General features: G+C 72.8%; 21 protein-coding genes. 8 read left to right on the forward strand and 13 right to left on the reverse strand.

What is annotated here, in order from left to right; genetic code table 11:
• The first annotated feature begins 86 nt into the window (after nucleotides 1-86).
• Entirely contained in the window at nucleotides 87-2018 is a 1932-nt protein-coding gene (gene pknB / locus ABZ898_RS09990) for a Stk1 family PASTA domain-containing Ser/Thr kinase (protein ID WP_361655108.1), read from the forward strand.
• Nucleotides 2019-2094: 76 nt separating this feature from the next.
• Entirely contained in the window at nucleotides 2095-2997 is a 903-nt protein-coding gene (locus ABZ898_RS09995) for a deoxyribonuclease IV (RefSeq protein ID WP_361655111.1), read from the forward strand.
• A 1-nt stretch (nucleotide 2998) separates the two neighbouring features.
• On the opposite strand, the gene ABZ898_RS10000 is transcribed toward ABZ898_RS09995, so the two are convergent.
• The gene (locus tag ABZ898_RS10000) at nucleotides 2999-3631 is read right to left on the reverse strand and encodes a sulfite oxidase-like oxidoreductase (RefSeq protein WP_361655113.1); all 633 of its coding nucleotides are present in this window, start codon (nucleotides 3629-3631) and stop codon (nucleotides 2999-3001) included.
• Between the two features lie 152 nt (nucleotides 3632-3783).
• Here ABZ898_RS10000 and bfr point away from each other — a divergent pair, with 152 nt between their 5' ends.
• Nucleotides 3784-4275, forward strand: a complete 492-nt coding sequence (gene bfr, locus ABZ898_RS10005; RefSeq protein ID WP_361655116.1) for a bacterioferritin — start codon at nucleotides 3784-3786, stop codon at nucleotides 4273-4275.
• Between the two features lie 9 nt (nucleotides 4276-4284).
• Here bfr and ABZ898_RS10010 read toward each other — a convergent pair whose 3' ends face one another.
• Together ABZ898_RS10010 and ABZ898_RS10015 are read right to left on the reverse strand one after the other, a co-directional pair.
• Entirely contained in the window at nucleotides 4285-4545 is a 261-nt protein-coding gene (locus ABZ898_RS10010; RefSeq protein ID WP_361655119.1) for a (2Fe-2S)-binding protein, read from the reverse strand.
• A 155-nt stretch (nucleotides 4546-4700) separates the two neighbouring features.
• Nucleotides 4701-6056, reverse strand: coding sequence for a class II 3-deoxy-7-phosphoheptulonate synthase (locus ABZ898_RS10015; RefSeq protein WP_361655122.1), 1356 nt, complete (start codon nucleotides 6054-6056; stop codon nucleotides 4701-4703).
• A gap of 121 nt (nucleotides 6057-6177) precedes the next feature.
• On the opposite strand from ABZ898_RS10015, the gene ABZ898_RS10020 reads away from it, so the two are divergent.
• Entirely contained in the window at nucleotides 6178-6234 is a 57-nt protein-coding gene (locus tag ABZ898_RS10020; protein WP_361655543.1) for a trp operon leader peptide, read from the forward strand.
• Between the two features lie 123 nt (nucleotides 6235-6357).
• Nucleotides 6358-8256 carry an anthranilate synthase family protein gene (locus ABZ898_RS10025; RefSeq protein WP_361655125.1) on the forward strand — a complete coding sequence of 633 codons (1899 nt, stop codon included), beginning with the start codon at nucleotides 6358-6360 and terminating at the stop codon, nucleotides 8254-8256.
• 11 nt (nucleotides 8257-8267) lie between these two features.
• Here ABZ898_RS10025 and ABZ898_RS10030 read toward each other — a convergent pair whose 3' ends face one another.
• From ABZ898_RS10030 to ABZ898_RS10045, 4 genes are all read right to left on the reverse strand, one after another.
• Nucleotides 8268-9296 carry a 6-phosphofructokinase gene (locus tag ABZ898_RS10030; protein WP_361655128.1) on the reverse strand — a complete coding sequence of 343 codons (1029 nt, stop codon included), beginning with the start codon at nucleotides 9294-9296 and terminating at the stop codon, nucleotides 8268-8270.
• A gap of 88 nt (nucleotides 9297-9384) precedes the next feature.
• Nucleotides 9385-10059, reverse strand: coding sequence for a response regulator transcription factor (locus ABZ898_RS10035; RefSeq protein WP_361655131.1), 675 nt, complete (start codon nucleotides 10057-10059; stop codon nucleotides 9385-9387).
• Complete coding sequence (locus ABZ898_RS10040; protein WP_361655133.1) at nucleotides 10059-11222, reverse strand: DUF5931 domain-containing protein; 1164 nt, start codon at nucleotides 11220-11222, stop codon at nucleotides 10059-10061. The genes ABZ898_RS10035 and ABZ898_RS10040 overlap by 1 nt, the downstream gene beginning before the upstream one ends.
• A gap of 58 nt (nucleotides 11223-11280) precedes the next feature.
• Nucleotides 11281-12018 (reverse strand): lysophospholipid acyltransferase family protein, encoded by a 738-nt coding sequence (locus ABZ898_RS10045; protein WP_361655546.1) that lies wholly within the window; start codon nucleotides 12016-12018, stop codon nucleotides 11281-11283.
• Nucleotides 12019-12178: 160 nt separating this feature from the next.
• Between ABZ898_RS10045 and ABZ898_RS10050 the strand changes: the two genes are divergently transcribed.
• Both ABZ898_RS10050 and ABZ898_RS10055 read left to right on the forward strand, forming a co-directional pair.
• A complete protein-coding gene (locus ABZ898_RS10050; RefSeq protein WP_361655136.1) occupies nucleotides 12179-12958 on the forward strand; it encodes an alpha/beta fold hydrolase in 780 nt (259 codons plus the stop codon).
• Complete coding sequence (locus ABZ898_RS10055) at nucleotides 12951-13583, forward strand: hypothetical protein (protein WP_361655139.1); 633 nt, start codon at nucleotides 12951-12953, stop codon at nucleotides 13581-13583. Before ABZ898_RS10050 ends, ABZ898_RS10055 begins: the two co-directional genes overlap by 8 nt.
• A 6-nt stretch (nucleotides 13584-13589) precedes the next feature.
• Here ABZ898_RS10055 and ABZ898_RS10060 read toward each other — a convergent pair whose 3' ends face one another.
• From ABZ898_RS10060 to ABZ898_RS10085, 6 genes are all read right to left on the reverse strand, one after another.
• Nucleotides 13590-14342, reverse strand: a complete 753-nt coding sequence (locus ABZ898_RS10060; RefSeq protein WP_361655141.1) for an endonuclease/exonuclease/phosphatase family protein — start codon at nucleotides 14340-14342, stop codon at nucleotides 13590-13592.
• Between the two features lie 65 nt (nucleotides 14343-14407).
• The gene (locus ABZ898_RS10065) at nucleotides 14408-15361 is read right to left on the reverse strand and encodes an ROK family glucokinase (protein ID WP_030810283.1); all 954 of its coding nucleotides are present in this window, start codon (nucleotides 15359-15361) and stop codon (nucleotides 14408-14410) included.
• 67 nt (nucleotides 15362-15428) lie between these two features.
• On the reverse strand, nucleotides 15429-15944 hold the full coding sequence (locus tag ABZ898_RS10070; protein ID WP_361655144.1) for a DUF5304 domain-containing protein: 516 nt from the start codon (nucleotides 15942-15944) through the stop codon (nucleotides 15429-15431).
• Between the two features lie 56 nt (nucleotides 15945-16000).
• Nucleotides 16001-17173 (reverse strand): ArsA-related P-loop ATPase, encoded by a 1173-nt coding sequence (locus ABZ898_RS10075; RefSeq protein WP_361655147.1) that lies wholly within the window; start codon nucleotides 17171-17173, stop codon nucleotides 16001-16003.
• 83 nt (nucleotides 17174-17256) lie between these two features.
• A complete protein-coding gene (locus ABZ898_RS10080) occupies nucleotides 17257-17697 on the reverse strand; it encodes an SRPBCC family protein (RefSeq protein WP_361655150.1) in 441 nt (146 codons plus the stop codon).
• Nucleotides 17698-17824: 127 nt separating this feature from the next.
• Entirely contained in the window at nucleotides 17825-18688 is an 864-nt protein-coding gene (locus tag ABZ898_RS10085) for a metallophosphoesterase (protein WP_361655153.1), read from the reverse strand.
• Between the two features lie 252 nt (nucleotides 18689-18940).
• On the opposite strand from ABZ898_RS10085, the gene ABZ898_RS10090 reads away from it, so the two are divergent.
• Nucleotides 18941-20749: an AMP-dependent synthetase/ligase gene (locus ABZ898_RS10090; RefSeq protein WP_361655156.1), complete on the forward strand. Its 1809-nt coding sequence runs from the start codon at nucleotides 18941-18943 to the stop codon at nucleotides 20747-20749.
• The last annotated feature ends 4 nt before the right edge of the window (nucleotides 20750-20753 follow it).

Here is a 20753-nt window from a genome sequence, read left to right on the forward strand (position 1 = left end):
GCGGGACGGTCACAGCTCTGCTGCGGTCGCTCACCCGGACGGCGCAGCGGGCGCCGCCGCCGCGCACCCCTCGTAGACTCGCCCGCGTGGATATGACCCTCTCGGACCCTCTCCTCGGCCAGGTGCTCGACGGCCGCTATCGCGTCGAGGCGCGGATCGCCGTCGGCGGCATGGCGACCGTCTACCGGGCCCTGGACATCCGGCTCGACCGGGTCCTGGCGCTCAAGGTGATGCATCCGGCGCTGGCCGCCGACGGCGGCTTCGTCGACCGCTTCATCCGCGAGGCCAAGTCGGTCGCCCGGCTCTCCCACCCCAATGTGGTGCAGGTCTTCGACCAGGGCACCGACGGCGGGTACGTCTATCTGGCGATGGAGTACGTCGCCGGGTGCACCCTGCGCGACGTGCTGCGCGAGCGGGGCGCGCTGATGCCCAGGGCCGCCCTGGACATCCTGGAGCCGGTGCTGGCCGCGCTGGGCGCGGCCCACCGGGCGGGGTTCGTGCACCGGGACATGAAGCCGGAGAACGTGCTGATAGGGGACGACGGCCGGGTGAAGGTCGCCGACTTCGGTCTGGTGCGCTCGGTGGACACGGTCACCAGCACCACGGGCTCGGTCCTCGGCACGGTGTCCTACCTGGCCCCGGAGCAGATCGAGCAGGGCACCGCCGACCCGCGCGTGGACGTGTACGCCTGCGGTGTCGTCCTCCACGAGATGCTGACCGGCGCCAAGCCGCACTCCGGGGACTCCCCCGCCCAGATCCTCTACAAGCACCTGCACGACGACGTGCCCCCGCCCTCGGCGCTGGTGCCGGGGCTGGCGTACGAGCTGGACGAGCTGGTGGCCGCCGCGACCGCCCGCACCCCGCAGGTGCGGCCCGCGGACGCGGCCGCGCTGCTCGGCGAGGTGCTGCGGGTCCGGGGCTCGCTGACCGGGGAGCAGCTCGACGCGCTGCCGCCGCAGGCGCTGTCCACCGCCCACGACAACGGCGACGACCGTACGAGCGTGATCCCGCGCTCGCTGACGTTTGTCCGGCCGCTGCCGGTCGACGGCGACGACGGCCGGGACGTCACGAGCGTGCTGCACACGACCGACGTGGAGGCGCCGCCGTCCCGGCGCGCCGGGTCGCGGTCGCGGCCCCGCCGCGGGCTGCTGACGCTCGTGGCCGCGGTGCTGGTGTTCCTCGGCGTGGGCGGCGGGGTCTGGTACATCAACTCGGGCCAGTTCACCAAGGTGCCGCCGGTGATGACGCGGACCCAGGACCAGGCGGAACAGCGGCTGAGGTCGGCGGGGCTGGACGTGGGCAGGATCGAGCGCGCCTACAGCGACACCGTGGACCGGGGCACGGTCATCAGCTCCGACCCGTCGGCGGGCTCCCGCGTCCGGGGCAACGCCTCGGTGGGGCTGACCGTCTCGCTGGGCCCGCGCTCGGTCTCGGTGCCCAGGGTCGCGGGCGAGCCGCTGGAGCGGGCGCGGGCGCGACTGAAGACGGCCGGCCTGGAGCCGGGGATGGTCACGCGCGAGTTCAGCGACGAGGTCGCCCGGGGCTCGGTGATCGGTACGACACCGGAGGCGGGCACCGAGCGGCGCGCCGGTTCGGCGATCGCCCTGGTCGTCAGCAAGGGCGCCCCCGTCGACATCCCGGACGTCAGCGGCGAGGACGCCGAGACCGCGCGCCAGGACCTGACCGAGGCCGGTCTGAAGGTCAGGATCGCGGCCGAGCGCGTGAACTCCGACTACGACAAGGGCCAGGTCGCCTTCCAGTCGCCGGAAGCGGGCGGCCAGGGCGCCGAGGGCGACACGGTGACGCTGACGCTGTCCAAGGGCCCGGAGATGGTGAAGGTCCCGGACGTGGTCGGGTCGAGCGTGGACGAGGCGCACCAGAAGCTGGAGGCGGCCGGTTTCCAGGTCCACGAGGACCGGGGGCTGCTGGGGCTGTTCGGCGACAAGGTGAAGAAGCAGTCGGTGGCGGGCGGCGACGAGGCGCCCAAGGGCTCGGAGGTCACGATCACCATCCGGTGACCGGATCGCCGTCCGGTGACCGGTCTCACCGCGGCCGCCGGTCCGGGGGCGCGGGGCGGCGTGACACCCTGAACGGGTGACTCTCCAGCCGTCCCCCGCCGCTCCCGCCACCGTCCCCGGTACCCTCCGCAACCCCGTCGGCGCGCATGTGCCGGTGGCCGGCGGGCTGCACACGACGGGACTGCCGTACGCCCGTGACCTGAAGGCGGAGACCGTGCAGGTCTTCGTGGCCAACCCGCGCGGCTGGGCCACGCCGGCCGGGAACCCGGCCCAGGACGAGGCGTTCCGGGCGGCCTGCGCCGAGGAGTCCGTCCCGGCCTACGTGCACGCCCCGTACCTGATCAACTTCGGCTCGCACACCGAGGCGACGGTGGAGAAGTCGGTTCAGTCGCTGCGGCACTCCCTGCGGCGCGGGCGGGAGATCGGCGCGCTCGGGGTGGTGGTGCACACCGGCAGCGCGACGGGCGGGCGCCCGCGCGAGGCGGCGCTGAAGCAGGTGCGCGAGCACATGCTGCCGCTGCTGGAGGAGCTGACCCACGACGACGACCCGTTCCTGCTGCTGGAGTCGACGGCCGGACAGGGCTTCTCGCTGTGCTCGCGGACCTGGGACTTCGGCCCGTACTTCGAGGCGCTGGACGCCCATCCGAAGCTCGGCGTCTGCCTGGACACCTGCCACATCTACGCGGCCGGGCACGACCTGACCGGCCCGGACGGCATGCGGCAGACCCTCGATCTGCTGGTGGGGACGGTGGGCGAGGGACGGCTGAAGCTGATCCACGCCAACGACTCCAAGGACGTGGCGGGCGCGCACAAGGACCGCCACGAGAACATCGGCTCCGGCCACATCGGCGAGGAGCCGTTCCGCGCCCTGATGGCCCATCCGGCCACGGCGGGCGTCCCGCTGGTCATCGAGACCCCCGGCGGCAAGGAGGGGCACGCGGCGGACGTGGCCCGGCTCAAGCGGCTCCGGGACGGCTGAGCTACAGCTCGGGGCCGTCCCCCGGCTCCTCCTGGTAGGAGTAGCGCTGTTCCTTCCAGGGGTCGCCGACGTTGTGGTAGCCGCGCTGCTCCCAGAAGCCCCTGCGGTCGGCGGTCATGTACTCCACGCCCCGGACCCACTTGGGCCCCTTCCAGGCGTACAGGTGGGGCACGATCAGGCGGGCCGGGAAGCCGTGTTCGGCGGTGAGGAGTTCGCCGTCCTTGTGGATGGCGAAGATCGTGCCGTCGCCTTCGAAGTCGGACAGCCGGAGGTTGGCGCTGAAGCCGTACTCGGCCCACACCATCACATGCGTGACCCCGGGCGCGGGCGGCGCCAGGTCGAGGATGGCGCGGGCGGGCACGCCGCCCCATTCCGCGCCGAGCATGCTGAACTTCGTCACGCAGTGCAGGTCGGCCACGACGGTGGCGTACGGCAGCGCGGTGAACTCCTCGTGGGTCCAGGACCGCTTGTCGCCGTCGGCGGTGGCGCCGAAGACCCGGAAGTCCCAGCGCTCGGGGCGGAACTTGGGGACGGGCCCGTAGTGCGTGACCGGCCAGCCGCGCTGGAGCCGCTGCCCCGGCGGTAGATCCGCTCCTGCCCCCGTCCCAGACGCGCGTTCCACCGGATGACCCATGCCTCCATCCTGACAGACCCGGCGGGGTGCATCCGACCAGCACGCGACAATTCCGGCATTGACTACTAAGCATGTACTTACTGGACGGCCAGGGGTGCCGGTGGAATCATGCGGCAGCATCAGCCAGGAATGCCCGGAAGGAGTCCAACCCGATGTCAGGCGACCCCGAGGTCATCGAGCTGCTCAACGAACAGCTCACCGCCGAGCTCACCGCGATCAACCAGTACTTCCTGCACGCCAAGCTCCAGGACCACAAGGGGTGGACGAAGCTCGCCAAGTACACGAGGGCCGAGTCCTTCGACGAGATGCGGCACGCGGAGGCCCTGACCGACCGCATCCTGATGCTGGACGGACTCCCCAACTACCAGCGGCTCTTCCACGTCTCGGTCGGCCAGACGGTGACGGAGATGTTCCGGGCGGACCGGCAGATCGAGGTGGAGGCCATCGACCGGCTGCGCCGGGGCGTGGAGATCATGCGCGCCAAGGGGGACATCACCTCGGCGAACGTCTTCGAGGCGATCCTCGCCGACGAGGAGCACCACATCGACTACCTGGAGACCCAGCTCGACCTGATCGAGAAGCTGGGCGAGGCGCTCTACCTCTCGACGGTGATCGAGCAGGTCCAGCCCGACGTCGCGGGCTGAGGCGAGCGGTCAGGCCGCGTCGCCGAGGCGCCGTACGGGCGCTTCCACGGCGGAGGCGAGGAGCACCGGCGGCCGCTGCGCGACCTGCTCACGGCGCGGGCAGGCGCCGCGGCCCAGCAGGGCCTGGATGCGGCGGACACAGCCGCCGCAGTCGGTGCCGGCCTTGCAGGCGGAGGCGATCTGGCGCGGGGTGCAGGCGCCGTCCTGGGCGTGCTGCTTGACCTGCTGCTCGGTGACTCCGAAGCAACTGCAGACGAACACCCGGTCCACCTCCCGACGAGATCGCCGTGTCGCCGTCACCGGATTTCGGTGAGGCAAACCTAACCTAACCCAAGGGTCGGGGGGCGGGGAAGCGGAAGGGCGCGGATCGCATGTGATCCGCGCCCTACTTCACGCTCGGGACAGCCGCACGGGCGGCCCGGACCTCACTGGTCCCGGTACATCTCCGCCACGAGGAACGCCAGGTCCAGCGACTGGCTGCGGTTCAGCCGCGGGTCGCAGGCCGTCTCGTAGCGCTGGTGCAGGTCGTCGACGAAGATCTCGTCGCCGCCGCCCACGCACTCGGTGACGTCGTCGCCGGTCAGCTCCACGTGGATGCCGCCCGGGTGGGTGCCCAGGCCCTTGTGGACCTCGAAGAAGCCCTTGACCTCGTCGAGCACGTCGTCGAAGCGGCGGGTCTTGTGGCCCGAGGCCGCCTCGAAGGTGTTGCCGTGCATCGGGTCGGTCACCCAGGCCACCGTCGCGCCGGACGCCGTGACCTTCTCGACCAGCTCGGGGAGCTTGTCCCGGATCTTGTCGGCGCCCATGCGGACGATGAAGGTCAGCCGGCCCGGCTCCCGGTCGGGGTCGAGACGGTCGATGTAGCGCAGCGCGTCCTCGGCCGTGGTGGTCGGGCCGAGCTTGATGCCGATCGGGTTGCGGATCTTGGACGCGAACTCGATGTGCGCGCCGTCCATCTGCCGGGTCCGCTCGCCGATCCACACCATGTGGCCGGAGACGTCGTAGAGGTGGCCGGTGCGGGAGTCGACCCGGGTCAGGGCCGTCTCGTAGTCCAGCAGCAGCGCCTCGTGCGAGGAGAAGAACTCGACGGTCTTGAACTCCTCCGGCTCCGCGCCGCAGGCCCGCATGAAGTTCAGCGCGTTGTCGATCTCGCGGGCGAGCTGCTCGTAGCGCTGGCCGGAGGGCGAGGACTTCACGAAGTCCTGGTTCCAGGCGTGCACCTGGCGCAGGTCGGCGTAGCCGCCGGTGGTGAAGGCGCGCACCAGGTTCAGCGTGGAGGCGGAGGCGTGGTACATCCGCTTCAGCCGCTCGGGGTCGGGCAGGCGGCTCTTCTCGGTGAAGTCGAAGCCGTTGACGGAGTCGCCCCGGTACACCGGCAGGGTCACGCCGTCGCGGGTCTCGGTGGGCTTGGAGCGCGGCTTGGAGTACTGGCCCGCGATCCGGCCGACCTTGACCACCGGCACGGACGCGGCGTACGTCAGCACGGCGCCCATCTGCAGGATCGTCTTGACCTTGGCCCGGATGTGCTCGGCGCCCACGCCGTCGAAGGACTCGGCGCAGTCGCCACCCTGGAGCAGGAACGCCTCCCCCTTGGCGACGGCCGCCAGACGGGCGCGCAGCTGGTCGCACTCGCCCGCGAAGACGAGCGGCGGATAGGTCGAAAGCTCCGCGATCACTTCGCGCAGAGCCTCGGTATCCGGGTATTCGGGCTGCTGCGCCGCGGGCAGGTCTCGCCAGGTCGCCTCGGCGGCCACGGCTCGGGAATCAGCGTTCACGGTCACGCTCCCAACATTACGGGGTCGCGGAGGGTGCTCCCGATCCGGCTCGAAGGATGAGACGGCGTGACTGCCATGTGGACGCATCGCGCCGCGCCGGGACCGGCCGATGGGTTACAGTCGTGGCATGTTCGCGCAGACGACCCAGAACTGGTGGTGGACCGCTCCTCCGGCGGCCCGCTGACTGCGCACATCCCAAGATTTTCCGCGCGAAGGCCGCCCGAGGGCGGCCTTCGGTGTTTTCCGGGGTCGTTTCCTCGACCGGCGTCCGCCGTCCCGTTTCCTGGACCGACGCAAGAGGACGCACATGAACCCCACCGGCCCCACCGGCGCCATCGACCCCACCGACCTGGCCCGTCTCGCCGACGGCGACCGCCCCTTCGCCCTGCTGCACCGCCGCACCCCCGGCCGGGACGCCTCCACGGTGGAGGTGCTGCTCGGCCCGGTCACCACCCACGAGGAGCTGGCCGGGCTGCCCGACGAGGGGCTGGCGCTGATCCCGTTCCGGCAGATCCGCGAGCGCGGCTTCGACGTCCGCGACGACGGCACCCCGCTGCTGGTGCTGCACCCCGAGGAGACCCGCGAGGTCCCGCTCGCGCGGGCGCTTCAGACCCTGCCCGCGCACGCCGTACGGGTCGAGGACGGCGGCTTCGACCTGCCCGACGAGGAGTACGGGGAGATCGTCGGGCGGGTGCTGCGCGAGGAGATCGGGCGGGGCGAGGGCGCCAACTTCGTGATCCGGCGCACCTACCAGGGCGAGATCCCGGGCTTCTCCCGCGCCGACGCGCTCGCGCTGTTCCGGCGGCTGCTGGCGGGCGAGCGGGGCGCGTACTGGACGTTCGTGGTGCACACCGGGGACCGGACGCTGGTCGGGGCGAGTCCCGAGGTCCATGTGCGGATGTCCGGCGGCACGGTGGTGATGAACCCGATCAGCGGGACGTACCGCTATCCCGACGGGGGGCCCACCCCGGAGCACCTGCTGGACTTCCTCGCCGACGCCAAGGAGACCGAGGAGCTGTCCATGGTCGTCGACGAGGAACTGAAGATGATGTGCACCGTCGGCGACCGGGGCGGAGTCGTGATCGGCCCCCGGCTGAAGGAGATGGCCCACCTCGCGCACACCGAGTACGAGCTGCGCGGGAAGACCTCGCTGGACGTGCGGGACGTGCTGCGCGAGACCATGTTCGCCGCGACCGTCACCGGCTCCCCGGTGCAGAACGCCTGCCGGGTGATCGAGCGGTACGAGCCCACCGGGCGCGGCTACTACGCGGGCGCGCTCGCCCTGCTCGGCCGGGACGCCGGGGGCGCCCGGACCCTGGACTCCCCCATCCTGATCCGCACCGCGGACATCACCGCCGACGGCCGGCTGAGGGTGCCGGTGGGCGCGACGCTGGTGCGCGGCTCGGACCCGGCCGGCGAGGTGGCGGAGACCCACGCGAAGGCGGCGGGCGTGCTGGCCGCGCTCGGGGTGCGCCCGGCCCGGCCGCGCGAGGAGCGGGAGCGGCCCCGGCTGGCGGACGACCCGAGGGTGCGGGCCGCGCTGGACGGGCGCCGGTCGGCGCTGGCGCCGTTCTGGCTGCGGATGCGGGAGCCGGCCGCCCCGCTGGGCGCGCACGCGCTGGTCGTCGACGGCGAGGACACCTTCACCGCGATGCTGGCGCACGTGCTGCGCTCGGGCGGCCTGGAGGTGACCGTACGGCGCTTCGACGAGCCGGACCTCGCGGAGGCGGTGCGGGCGCACGAGGGCCCGGTGGTGCTGGGCCCCGGCCCCGGTGACCCCTCGGACGCGGCCGATCCGAAGATGCGGATTCTGCGGGAGCTGACGGCGACCGTGCTGCGCGAGCACCGGCACGGGGTGCTCGGGGTGTGCCTCGGCCACGAGCTGATCGCGGCGGAGCTGGGGCTGGACATCGTCCGCAAGCGGGTGCCGTACCAGGGGGCGCAGACCGTGATCGACCTGTTCGGGCGGGCGGAGACGGTCGGCTTCTACAACAGCTTCGTGGCCCGCTGCGACGACGACGCGGCGCGCGAGCTGGCCGCGCACGGGGTCGAGGTGAGCCGCGGCGGGGACGGCGAGGTGCACGCGCTGCGGTCCGGACGGTTCGCCTCGGTGCAGTTCCACCCGGAGTCGGTGCTCACCGTCGACGGGGCCACTCTGGTGCGGGAGCTGGTCTCGGGTCTGCTGGCGGCGCGCACCGGCTCGTAGCCGGACGGCGGTCAGCCGAAGAACACCCCGGCCTCCGCGTACAGCTCCGGGTCGACCGTCTTCAGCTCGGCGGTCGCCTCGGAGATCGGGATGCGCTCGATGCGGGTGCCCTGGAGGGCGACCATCTTGCCGAAGTCGCCGTCATGGACGCAGTCGATGGCGTGCAGCCCGAAACGGGTGGCGAGCCAGCGGTCGAAGGCGCTCGGGGTGCCGCCGCGCTGGACGTGCCCGAGCACGGTGGTGCGGGCCTCCTTGCCCGTGCGCTTCTCGATCTGCTTGGCCAGCCACTCCCCCACCCCCGACAGCCTCACGTGCCCGAAGGAGTCGTGCGACTCGTCCTTGAGCACCATCTCGCCCTCCCTCGGCATCGCCCCCTCGGCGACGACGACGATCGGGGCGTACGCCGCCTCGAAGCGGGAGGTGATCCAGCCGCACACCTCGTCCAGGTCGAAGCGGTGCTCGGGGATGAGGATGACGTTGGCGCCGCCGGCGAGCCCGGAGTGCAGCGCGATCCAGCCCGCGTGCCGGCCCATCACCTCGCAGACCAGCACCCGCATGTGGGACTCGGCGGTGGTGTGCAGCCGGTCGATGGCCTCGGTGGCGATGTTGACGGCGGTGTCGAAGCCGAAGGTGTAGTCGGTGCCGGACAGGTCGTTGTCGATGGTCTTGGGCACGCCCACGCAGGGCACGCCGTGCTCCTCGTAGAGCGTGGCGGCTACGCCGAGGGTGTCCTCGCCGCCGATGGCGATCAGCGCGTCGATGCCCTGTTCGGCGAGGTTCTCCCGGACCCGGCGCACCCCGTCCTCCGCATTGAGGGGGTTGGTGCGCGAGGAGCCGAGGATGGTGCCGCCGCGCGGGAGGATGCCGCGCACGGCGGGGATGTCCAGCGGGACGGTCCGGCCCTCCAGCGGACCGCGCCAGCCGTCCCGGAAGCCGGTGAAGTCGTAGCCGTACTCCTGCACGCCCTTGCGGACGACGGCCCGGATGACGGCGTTGAGGCCCGGACAGTCGCCGCCCCCGGTCAGTACTCCCACGCGCATGGTCCGTCCCTTCGCCGCGGTTCCCGACCCAGCCACCGTAAGGGTGATACAGGTCACAGAACGAGGTGGGGAGGGCGAATCCGGTGAATCAGTCGTCGTCCAGGCCCCGCTCGATGGCGTACCGCACCAGTTCCACCCGGTTGTGGAGCTGGAGCTTTCCCAGGGTGTTCTGGACGTGGTTCTGGACCGTGCGGTGCGAGATGACCAGGCGTTCCGCGATCTGCTTGTAGCTCAGGCCCTTGGCGACCAGGCGCAGCACCTCGGTCTCCCGGTCGGTGAGCCGGGGCGCGCCCGGGGCGCCCGCATCGGGCGCGGGGGCGGGCTCGGCGGCCAGCCGCCGGTACTCGCCGAGGACCAGTCCGGCCAGGCCCGGGGTGAACACGGGGTCGCCGGCGGCGGTACGGCGCACCGCGTCCAGCAGCTCACCGGTGGACGCCGACTTCAGCAGATAGCCGGTGGCGCCCGACTTCACGGCCTCCAGCACGTCGGCGTGCTCGCCGCTGGCGGAGAGCACCAGGACGCGCAGGGACGGGTCGTGGGCGATGAGCTCCTTGCAGACCTGCACACCGGGCTTGGCGGGCAGGTTGAGGTCGAGCACCAGCACGTCGGGGGCGGCGGCCTTGGCGCGGCGCACCGCCTGCTCGCCGTCGCCCGCGGTGGCGACGACCCGCAGCCCGGACTCGGCCAGGTCGCGGGCGACCGCGTCGCGCCACATGGGGTGGTCGTCGACCACCATCACCTTGATCGGGTCCTGCTCGGTCATCACCGTTCCGCCTTCCCCCGCGCCTTCCGGGCGCTCTTCGGTACCGTCAGCTCGACCTCGGTGCCCTGTCCGGGCACGGAGATCACCTCCGCGCCGCCGCCGAGGTCGCGCAGGCGTCCCCGGATCGACTGGGCCACCCCGAGCCGGCCCTCGCCCTCGGCGCGCGCGAGCCGGCCCTCGGGGATGCCGGGGCCGTCGTCGCGGACGGTGACGATGATCGTGTCGGGCTCGTCCTCGACCAGAATCCAGGCGCGGGCCTCCTCGCCCGCGTGCCGGCGCACGTTGTCCAGCGCCGCCCCGACGGCGGCCGCCAGCTCCCGCGCCGCCGTCGCCTCCAGCGTGACCGGCGCTCCGGGCTCGGCCAGGCTCACCCTCGACCCGGCGTACGGGGCGAGCAGGGAGCGCAGGTCGAGCGGGCCGGTGTCGGCGGGGGTCCCGTCGTCCGGGATGCGGCGGGCGGGGACCATGCCGCCGGAGACCAGGGTGCGCAGGGCGACCTCCTGTTCCCCGGCGAGCCGTCCCAGCTCGGCCGCCTCGCCGCCGATGACCGCGCCGCGCCGCTGCACCATGGCCAGCACCTGGAGCACGCCGTCGTGGATGTCCCGGGCGAGGCGCTCGCGTTCGCGGGTGGCGGCCTCGATCTCCAGGGCGCGGGCGAGGGTGCGCTCGGAAGCGCGGGCCACCTCGACGACGTAGCCGATGGCGATGGCGGCGACCCAGACCAGGATCACGTTGTGCACGGTGTCGCGCGCCGGGGCGCCCCGTTCGACCAGGTTGGCCGCGGCGACCGCCGTGGAGGCGGCGGCCGCCCAGCGCCAGCCTCCCTTCAGGGCGAAGGCCAGGACCGCGCCCGCCGTCCAGATCGACGGCAGGGTGGGACCGCCGCCGGCGATCCGGTGCGGGTCGTCGGCGAACGGGGTGAGCAGGATGCCGAGGACGGCCACCGTCAGGTCGGCCGCCAGGAAGCGCCGGGTGCAGCGGGCCGCGCTGGTCACCCGGGTCACGGTGGCGAGCGTCCAGAGGACCAGCAGGGCGTAGTAGGCGAGGGCGAGCCAGGGGCGGACGAAGTGGCCGTAGGCGGTGGCGCCCAGGCCGATCGCGTACAGCATCGTCAGGACGCGGTAGCCGGTGAGCGCGCGCCACAGCGGCAGCTCGACCGACATCCGCAGGACTTTCCCGCCCTTGGCCACGCCCGCCCCCGCCTCCCCCGAGCCGGGCGCGCTACGCCCCGGCCTTCTCCGCCTTCTCGGCCTTGCCGGCTTCCTTCGCCGCCTTGGCCGCCTCCGCGATCTGCCGCTTGGCGGCGGTCGCGTAGATGTCCACGTACTCCTGGCCCGAGAGCTTCATGATCTCGTACATGACCTCGTCGGTCACGGCCCGCAGCACGAACCGGTCGTGGTCCATGCCGTGGTAGCGGCTGAAGTCCAGCGGCTTGCCGATCCGGATACCCGGCCGCATCAGCTTCGGCATCACCTTGCCGGGCGGCTGGATCTTCTCGGTGTCGATCATCGCCACCGGGATGACCGGCGCGCCGGTGGCCAGCGCCACGCGGGCCAGACCGCCGGGCTTGCCCCGGTAGAGGCGGCCGTCGGGCGAGCGGGTGCCCTCGGGGTAGATGCCGAACAGCTCACCGCGCTGCAGCACCTCTATCCCGCTCTTGATCGCGGCCTCTCCCGCACCGCGCGCGCCGGAGCGGTCGACGGGGAGCTGCCCGACGCCCTTGAAGAAGGCGGCCGTCAGCCGTCCCTTGACCCCGGGGGTGGTGAAGTACTCCGCCTTGGCGATGAACGTGACCTTGCGGTCCAGCATCGTGGGCAGGAAGAACGAGTCCGAGAAGGACAGGTGATTGCTCGCCAGGATGGCGGGCCCCTCGGCCGGGATGTTCTCCAGCCCCTCGACCCAGGGTCTGAAGGCGACCTTCAGCGGCCCCCCGATGGCAACCTTCATCGTGCCGTACAACACCCGCGTGCCTCCCGTTTCCGTCGAACAGACCTTAACCCGGACCGCCGCCAAAGGCTCCGACGACCCTGGTCGGTGGCGGTGCGGTCGCGTACGGTGAAGCAGATCCGCCATTGCCGCACTCCTCATACGTCCCCATACCGGAACAGGAGCACCAAAGGTGCCGGTCCTTCCCGGAGCCGAGCCGTACCGCCACGACGGCGGGGAGGTGGGGGTCCTCCTCTGCCACGGCTTCACCGGCTCGCCCCAGTCGCTGCGCCCGTGGGCACAGCGCCTCGCCGCGCACGGCCTGTCGGTCTCGCTGCCCCTCCTGCCCGGTCACGGCACCCGCTGGGAGGACCTGCGGGCCACCGGCTGGGAGGACTGGTACGCCCAGGTCGACCGCGAGCTGTGGCAGCTCTCCGAGCGCTGCGGGCAGGTGTTCGTCGCGGGACTGTCGATGGGCGGCGCGCTGGCGCTGCGGCTGGCCGCCCGGCACGGCGAGCGGGTCGCCGGGGTGATCGTCGTCAACCCGGCCAACCGGGTGCACGGCCTCGCCGCACACGCCCTGCCGGTGGTGCGGCACCTGGTGCCCTCCACGAAGGGCATCGCCAGCGACATCGCCAAGGACGCCACGACGGAGCTGGGCTACGACCGGGTCCCGCTGCACGCCGCGCACTCCCTGCGCCGGTTCCTGCGCCTGGTGGACGGTGAGCTGCCGCAGGTCACGCAGCCGTTGCTGCTGCTGCGCAGTGCCGTGGACCATGTGGTCCCGCCGGCCGATTCGGCGCGCGTGCTGAGCCGGGTGTCCTCCACGGACGTAACCGAGAGCGTGCTGGAACAGAGTTACCACGTAGCGACGTTGGACCATGACGCGGACCGGATCGTCGAGGAGAGCCTCGCCTTCGTCGACCGGCTCGCGCCCCGTGTCGGCGAGGAAGGGACGGCCCCCGTTGGCTGAGCACGACTCCGGCCGCGAGGGCCGCGACCCGGACGAGCCGGGCACGCCCTTCGACGAGGACGCCGCCTGGCGGGCCATCGTCGCGGGGTACGGCGACGAGCCGCCGGACCCGCCCGGCTCCCGGCCCTTCCGCGCCATCGAGGACCTCGCCCTGCTGGAGAAGTACCCCGAGCCGGACGGGAACGGGGCCGGGGACGAGGGCGAGGAAGAGGACGAGAGCGAGAAGGCCGGGACCGGCCCGGAGAAGGCCGCGCCCGCGGGGCCGCTGGGCAGCTCGGTCACCTTCGCGCCCGGGGTCGGCCCGCGCGACCATTCGCCCGCGGAGCCCGAGGGCAAGGACGCCGGGGCCGACGGGGACGACGGCGAGGACGACGAGGGCCACTTCGTACCCCCCGAGCCGCCGCCGCTGCCCGTCGCCGACACCACCGCCAAGTTCGCCTGGCTCGGGGTGGTCGGCGGGCCCGTCCTGCTGCTGCTCGCCGTGCTGCTGGGCTGGGAGATGACCTGGTGGCTGACGACGCTCTCCATCGGCGGCTTCCTGGGCGGCTTCGTCACCCTGGTGGCGCGGATGCGCACGGACGAGGACGACGGCGACGACGGCCCCGGCCGGGGGGCCGTCGTCTGAGCGGTACTACGCCCCCGCCGGGATTCTGAGGGCGGCCAGGACCGGAAGGTGGTCCGTGGCCGCCCTCAGGTCGTTCCCGGTGACGCCGGGCAGTTCGGCGGGCACCCCGCAGGCGAGCACCTCGACGCCCCCGGTGGCGAGCACGGCGTCTATACGGCGGGCGGGGGCCGTGGCCGGGAAGGTGTCCGTACCGCCGCAGGGGGTTACGGCCGCGCCGTCCTGGAGGGCCTCGGCGAGCAGGGCGAAGGCGGGGCCCGCCGGGCCCTCGTTGAGGTCGCCGCCGATCACCGCGTGGTCCACGCCCAGTGCGCGCAGCCGTTCGAGGAGCAGGGCGGCGTGCGCCTGGCGTTCGGCCTTCTGAAGGCCCAGATGACAGCTCACCAGTCCCAGCCGGGCCCCGCCGAAGCGGACGACCGCGGTGGCCAGGCCCCTTCGGTGCTGGCCGGGGGTGAGGGGCAGCAGGACGTCCTCGGTGTGCTCGGCCGTGGCCCGCAGGGAGCAGAGGATGGCGGGGCCCGCCGCCGTGGCTCCGCCGGTCAGGTGGACGAGGCCGGTGGCCCTGGCCAGGCGGGCCAGTTTCTTGCGCCAGCGGAAGAAGCGGGGGGCTTCCTGGAGGAGGAGTACGTCCGGGGCGCAGGCGTCGATCACTCGCGCCAGGGCGTCGGTGTCGTCCCTCAGTGAGCGGACGTTGTAGCTCAGGACCCTGATGACCGCGGAACCGTCTGACTCCGTAAGGGAGTTGGGGAACGGGGTTGGCATGTGATCAACCTACTCGGGGCGCGGGGACCGTTCCCCGCGCCCCTGAGTCGGTGCACTCTCCCGGTCTACATGACCGGGTCGGGCTCCCGGGCCAGGTCCGCCGCGCCGACCAGTCCGGCCTTGTTGCCGAGCTGGGCCGCGATGACGTCGGCCACCGGGCGCCAGTTGCCGCCGACCAGCCAGCGCTTGTAGGACTTGCGGATCGGGTCGAGGACCAGTTCGCCCTCGTCCGAGAGGCCGCCGCCCACGATGAACGCGGAGGGGTCGAACAGCGAGGCCAGGTCCGCGAGGCCGGCGCCCGCCCAGCGGGCCAGCTCGCGGTAGGAGTCCACGGCCACCGGGTCGCCCTGGCGGGCGGCCACCGAGATGTGCTTGCCCTCGATACCGTCGGGGGTGCCGTCGCCGAGGCCGAGCAGGATCTCGGCGTTCTCCGGGGTGGCGTTGGCGCGCTGCTTGGCGTAGCGGACCAGGGCGCGGCCGGAGGCGTACTGCTCCCAGCAGCCCTGCGAGCCGCAGCCGCACAGCAGGCCGTCCGGGACCATCCGGATGTGGCCGAACTCGGCGGCCACGCCGAAGTGACCGCGGCGCAGCTTGTTGCCGATGATGATGCCGCCGCCCAGGCCGGTGCCGAGGGTGATGCAGATGACGTTGCGGTGGCCCTTGCCCGCGCCGAACTTGTACTCGCCCCAGGCGGCCGCGTTGGCGTCGTTCTCCACGACCACCGGGAGACCCACGCGGGCCTCGACCTTCTCCTTGAGCGGCTCCTGGCGCCAGTCGATGTTGGGCGCGAAGTACACGGTCGAGCGCTGCCGGTTCACGTAGCCGGCCGCACCGATGCCCACGCCGACGATGTCGTGTCCGGCACGCGCGCCCTCCACGGCCGAGGCGATGGCGTCCACGATGGCCTCGGGCGTGCTGGGGGTCGGCACCTTGAAGGTCGAGAGGATGTTGCCTTCCTCGTCGACCACGCCGGCCGCGATCTTGGTGCCGCCGATGTCGACGCCGATGGTGAGTCCCATGAATCCCTCAGTTCCGGTCGAGCCCCGCTAGGCCCAACGGTACCCGAGGCCCCACCGGGACAGACCGTCAGTCCAGGTCGATGCGCTCTCCCGGCCCGGTGCCCTCGCCGGGGTCGCGGCGGCCGGTGGACGGGGGGTCGGCCGGGGGCGGGGTGGGGCCGCCGGCGGTCCAGCGCTGCTCCTGGGCCTGGACGGCGGAGCGGTACGCGGCGAGCAGCTCGCTGCCCGCGGCGGCGAGGTGGTCGAAGACCTGGGGGTTGCGTTCGACGACCGGCTCGACGGCGGCCTTGGCCTGCTGGACCATCTGGCGCACCGCCTGCTGGGCGGCGGGTCCGGCGACGGCGCCGAGCAGCGGGGACTGCAGGCCGGAGAGCTTGTCGGCCACGGTGTCCATGAGCCGGCGCAGCTCCTCGGCGGCGGTGCCGGGGGGCGGGGTGCCGGTGCCCCGGCGGCGCTCCTTCTCGGCGGCGAGGTCCTCGGCGGTCGCGGTGGCCCAGGCGTCGGCGTCGAAGCCGTGCGACTGCCGCGGGTCCAGCGGCTCCTCGGGGGTCCCGGATTCGGGTGCGGGGCGCTCTTCGCTCATGGCGGGCTCCTGACTACGGTTCGCGTCTTCGACGTTACCCGAACGGGGGTGTCCGTTCACCGTCCCGCGGCGGGCCACAGGGCGGGATCGGGTGCGAACCGGACGCTCAGCTCGCCGTCGGCGAGCGCGGCTCCGGCGACGGTGCAGCGGCGCAGCGCGGAGGGCAGGGGGACGATCCGGTGGAAGGGTCCGGCGGTGACGACGAGTTCGTCGCCGCGCCGGATCAGGTCGAGGTCGTCCCGCGCGGCGCCGGGCAGCGGGAGGCGCCAGACCAGGGTGCCGTCCTCGGCGAGCCGGTCGGTGACGGGCCATTGGACGGGGTCGGGCGCGGGGCCGGCGCCGGGCGGGGCGAGCGCGGTGAGGTCGTCGGTGCCGCGCGGGTCGTGGCCGAGGTGGGGGACGGTGTGCACGTCGTACGTCCCGGACCAGTCGGCGACGGCCTTGCGCTGCTGGGCCGCCAGGTCCGCGAGCCAGGTGCCGTCGGCGGACTCGGGCAGGACGCGGTTGGCGATCACGGTCTCGGTGCGCAGCCCGCGCAGGGCGAGGCCGAGCGTGGCGGCGCGTACGGCGTCGTCCCCGGCCGGGCCGGGTTCGGCGACCAGGCGCACGGTGGTGTTCCGGTCGGCGACGACGGCCTCGACGGCGGCGAGTTCGAGGTCCCAGCGGGCGGCCGTCTCGTACAGCCAGTCGGCGGGCATGGGGACCCCGGCGAGGCGGCCGAGGACGGGGCGCAGGGCGCGGGCCGCCTGGCGCTCGGGCGGCAGGAGGCGGCGCAGGTAGCGGCGGAGCTCCTCGGGCAGGGCGAGCAGGCCGAGGGCCTGCGGCAGCGGGGGGAGGTCCACGACGAGCAGGTCGTAGCGCTCGGAGAGGGCGGCGTCGCGCAGGGCGCGCAGGAGGGACAGCTCCTCGGCGCCGGGCAGCGGGGTGACCTCCTCGGCCTCCAGCCGGGAGGCGCCGAGCAGGTCGAGCACGGTGGCGGCGCGGTCCTGAAAGGCGGTGAGGTCCTCGCGGAAGCGTGCGCCCGCGTCGGGGCGCCAGACGGTGAGGTTCTCGGCGGCCTCGGTGGGCGCGGGTCCCGTCACCGTGCCGAGGGCCGCGCCGAGCGTGTCGGCCCGGTCGGCGCCGAGCACGAGCACCCGGGCGCCCGTGCGGGCGGCGGCCAGCCCGGTGGCGGCGGCGACGCTGGTGCGGCCACTGCCGCCCGGCCCGGTGATCAGGAGGGTACGCATGAGGCTGAACGGTAACGGAGCCCGGACGCCTCCCGTGCCGCGCGCCGGGGCGGCCGGCGCCGGCCCGGGACGGCGGGCGGGTGTCAGGAACCCGTCTCGACGCGCTTCTTCAGACCCGCCAGCGCGCGGTCGATGATGACCTTCTCAGCCTTGCGCTTGATCATGCCGAGCATGGGGATCTTGACGTCGACCGTGAGGCGGTAGGTGACCTCGGTGGCCTTGGCTCCCGCGGGCTTGAGCAGGTAGCTGCCGTCCAGGGAGCGGAGCATCTGGGACTTCACCAGGGTCCAGGAGACCTCGTGCTCGCCGGTCCAGGTGTAGGCGAGGGTCTGGTCGTCCTTGATGGCGCCCGCGTCCATGACGAGGCGGACCTCCTCGGCGCGGCCCCGGCCGTCGGTCTCCAGGACCTCGGCCTCCTTCACCTCGCCGGTCCAGTCCGGGTAGCGGGAGAAGTCGGCGATCACCGCCATGACATCGGCCGCGGCCGCCTCGATCGTGATGCTCGAACTGGTGTGTTCCGCCATCGCCGTGGCTCCTCCAGATGCGGCCGAAGAACGTTCTCTCACGCGCGGGGTGCGCACGTGTGTGCAGCGTGAAGGCTACCGCGCCGCCCTGGCCGCGCCGTCACCCCGGTGCGGCGTCCCGGCCGCTTCACCACTCGAGCACCCACGGCCGGCCCGTCCCGGCGAAGTGCCCCACGTTCACGCACTCGGTCGCGCCGACGCGCATCCGGCGGGCGAGCGGCTGGTGGACGTGGCCGAAGAGGGAGTAGCGGGGCCGGGTGCGCCGGATGGCGTCCAGCAGGGCGCGGCTGCCGCGCTCGAAGCGCCGGGCGACGGTGTCGTACAGCAGTTCGGGCACCTCCGGCGGGATGTGGGTGCACAGCACGTCCACCTCGCCGACGGCCTCGATCTTCGCCGCGTACTCCTCGTCGTCGATCTCGTACGGGATGGGGGTCCCCCCTGCTCGAACGGAGCTGAGAGCTTGGGGGAGCATCGGGGTGCGCAGGCCGCCGCCGACGAAGCCGAAGACGCGGCCGCCGATCTCCACCCGCTCGCCGTCCAGCACGGTGGTGCCGGGCCCGGCGAACTCGCGCCACAGCGGGGGCATGTCGACGTTGCCGTAGGTGGCGTAGGTCGGGGTGGGGAACGCGGCGAACATCTCGGCGTACTGGCGGCGCACCGCCTGCTCGATGGCGGCGTCCCGGTCGGCGCCGATCCCGGCCCACAGCTTCCGTCCGAAGGCGCGGGCCTCCTCGAAGCGGCGGGCGGTGCGCAGCTCGACGATCCGGTCGGCGTTCTCGGCGCCGAACAGGTCGGGGAAGATCCCGCGCGAGTGGTCGGCGTAGTCGAGGAAGAGCACGAGGTCGCCGAGGCAGATCAGCGCGTCGGCGCCCTCCCCGGCCCGTGCGAGGTCACGGGCGTTGCCGTGCACGTCGCTGATCACATGAACGCGGGTGCCGCGGGCGCCCGCGGTGCCGTCGGTCCGGGGGCCCCGGGCGGGTGTGGAAGCCATGGCGATCAAGGGTAGAGGTGTGCGGTGTACGTGAACAATGGCCCTTCTGGCCTGCGGTTACTCGCCCGTTGGTCAAGAGGTGGACTACTGTGCGCCAAAGCAGGTTATCCCGTGTGACGCAGCGAACATCTGGCACGGACCCCCTGTCCCAGAGGTCATACCGGCGGGTAACGTCCGGGCAGTCCGGTCGTGCTCCGGAGAACACCCCGGCAGGTGGGACCCCCCGAGCACCCGCCCCGAGGAGCAGCAGTTTTGCGCGAGTTCAGCCTTCCGGCTTTGTACGAGGTCCCCGCCGACGGCAACCTGACGGACATCGTCCGCAGAAACGCCGCTCAGCACCCGGACGTCGCCGTCATCGCACGCAAGGTGGGCGGCGCCTGGCAGGACGTGACGGCCAAGCAGTTCCTCGCCGAGGTCCTCACCGCCGCTAAGGGCCTCATCGCCGCCGGCGTGCAGCCCGGTGACCGGGTCGGCCTGATGTCCCGCACCCGCTACGAGTGGACGCTGCTGGACTTCGCCATCTGGAGCGCGGGCGCGGTCACCGTGCCGGTCTACGAGACCAGTTCGCCGGAGCAGGTGCGCTGGATCCTCTCCGACTCGGGCGCGACCGCCGCCTTCGTCGAGCTGGACGGCCACGCGGCCGCCGTGGACTCGGTGCGCGAGTCGCTGCCCGCCCTCAAGCACGTCTGGCAGATCGAGGCCGGCGGCCTGGAGGAGCTGACGCGGCTCGGGCAGGACGTGTCGGACGCGACCGTGGCGGAGCGCGGCTCCCTCGCCAAGGCGGACGACCCGGCGACCATCGTCTACACCAGCGGCACCACCGGCCGCCCCAAGGGCTGTGTGCTCACCCACCGCAGCTTCTTCGCGGAGTGCGGCAACATCGTCGAGCGGCTGCGCCCGCTGTTCCGCACCGGCGAGTGCTCGGTGCTGCTGTTCCTGCCGCTGGCGCACGTCTTCGGACGCCTGGTGCAGGTCGCGCCGATGATGGCGCCGATCAAGCTGGGCTGCGTCCCGGACATCAAGAACCTCACCGACGAGCTGTCCGCGTTCCGGCCGACGCTGATCCTGGGCGTCCCGCGCGTCTTCGAGAAGGTCTACAACACCGCGCGCGCCAAGGCGCAGGCCGACGGCAAGGGCGCGATCTTCGACAAGGCCACCGACGTCGCCATCGCCTACAGCAAGGCGCTGGACACCCCGGCGGGCCCGTCGCTGAAACTGCGGCTCAAGCACAAGGTCTTCGACAAGCTGGTCTACGGCAAGCTGCGCGCGGTGCTCGGCGGCCGGGGCGAGTTCGCGATCTCGGGCGGCGCCCCGCTGGGCGAGCGGCTCGGCCACTTCTTCCGCGGCATCGGCTTCACGGTGCTGGAGGGCTACGGCCTGACCGAGTCCTGCGCGGCCACGGCGTTCAACCCGTGGGACCGGCAGAAGATCGGCACGGTCGGCCAGCCGCTGCCCGGCTCGGTCGTGCGGATAGCGGACGACGGCGAGGTGCTGCTGCACGGCGAGCACCTGTTCAAGGAGTACTGGAACAACCCGGACGCGACCGCCGAGGCGCTGGCCGACGGCTGGTTCCACACCGGGGACATCGGCACCCTGGACGAGGACGGCTACCTCCGGATCACCGGCCGCAAGAAGGAGATCATCGTCACGGCGGGCGGCAAGAACGTCGCCCCGGCCGTGATCGAGGACCGTATCCGGGCGCACGCGCTGGTCGCGGAGTGCATGGTGGTGGGCGACGGGCGGCCGTTCGTGGGCGCGCTGGTCACCATCGACGAGGAGTTCCTGGGCCGCTGGGCCGCCGAGCACGGCAAGCCCGCGGACTCCACGGCGGCCTCGCTGATCTCGGACCCCGACCTCAACGCGGCGGTCCAGGCGGCGGTGGACGACGGCAACGCGGCCGTGTCGAAGGCGGAGTCGGTGCGCAAGTTCCGCATCCTGCCCCTGCAGTTCAGCGAGGAGTCGGGCCACCTGACGCCGTCGCTGAAGCTGAAGCGGAACGTGGTCGCCAAGGACTTCGCCGACGAGATCGAGGCCATCTACGCGAAGCAGACGGCCTCCTGACCCA

Origin of the sequence: Streptomyces sp. NPDC046860 (assembly GCF_040645115.1) — a bacterium.
Classification (GTDB): Bacteria; Actinomycetota; Actinomycetes; order Streptomycetales; family Streptomycetaceae; genus Streptomyces.

Bases quoted from the DNA above. Each gene is read 5' to 3' on its own strand.
- bfr (WP_361655116.1), top strand. From the start codon at position 3,784: ATGTCAGGCGACCCCGAGGTCATCGAGCTGCTCAACGAACAGCTCACC.
- ABZ898_RS10065 (WP_030810283.1), bottom strand. From the start codon at position 15,361: ATGGGACTCACCATCGGCGTCGACATCGGCGGCACCAAGATCGCGGCC.
- ABZ898_RS10060 (WP_361655141.1), bottom strand. From the start codon at position 14,342: ATGCCAACCCCGTTCCCCAACTCCCTTACGGAGTCAGACGGTTCCGCG.
- ABZ898_RS10080 (WP_361655150.1), bottom strand. From the start codon at position 17,697: ATGGCGGAACACACCAGTTCGAGCATCACGATCGAGGCGGCCGCGGCC.
- ABZ898_RS10030 (WP_361655128.1), bottom strand. From the start codon at position 9,296: ATGCGCGTGGGAGTACTGACCGGGGGCGGCGACTGTCCGGGCCTCAAC.
- ABZ898_RS10085 (WP_361655153.1), bottom strand. From the start codon at position 18,688: ATGGCTTCCACACCCGCCCGGGGCCCCCGGACCGACGGCACCGCGGGC.
- ABZ898_RS10035 (WP_361655131.1), bottom strand. From the start codon at position 10,059: ATGACCGAGCAGGACCCGATCAAGGTGATGGTGGTCGACGACCACCCC.
- ABZ898_RS10070 (WP_361655144.1), bottom strand. From the start codon at position 15,944: ATGAGCGAAGAGCGCCCCGCACCCGAATCCGGGACCCCCGAGGAGCCG.
- ABZ898_RS10075 (WP_361655147.1), bottom strand. From the start codon at position 17,173: ATGCGTACCCTCCTGATCACCGGGCCGGGCGGCAGTGGCCGCACCAGC.
- ABZ898_RS10000 (WP_361655113.1), bottom strand. From the start codon at position 3,631: ATGGGTCATCCGGTGGAACGCGCGTCTGGGACGGGGGCAGGAGCGGAT.
- ABZ898_RS10040 (WP_361655133.1), bottom strand. From the start codon at position 11,222: ATGTCGGTCGAGCTGCCGCTGTGGCGCGCGCTCACCGGCTACCGCGTC.
- ABZ898_RS10025 (WP_361655125.1), top strand. From the start codon at position 6,358: ATGAACCCCACCGGCCCCACCGGCGCCATCGACCCCACCGACCTGGCC.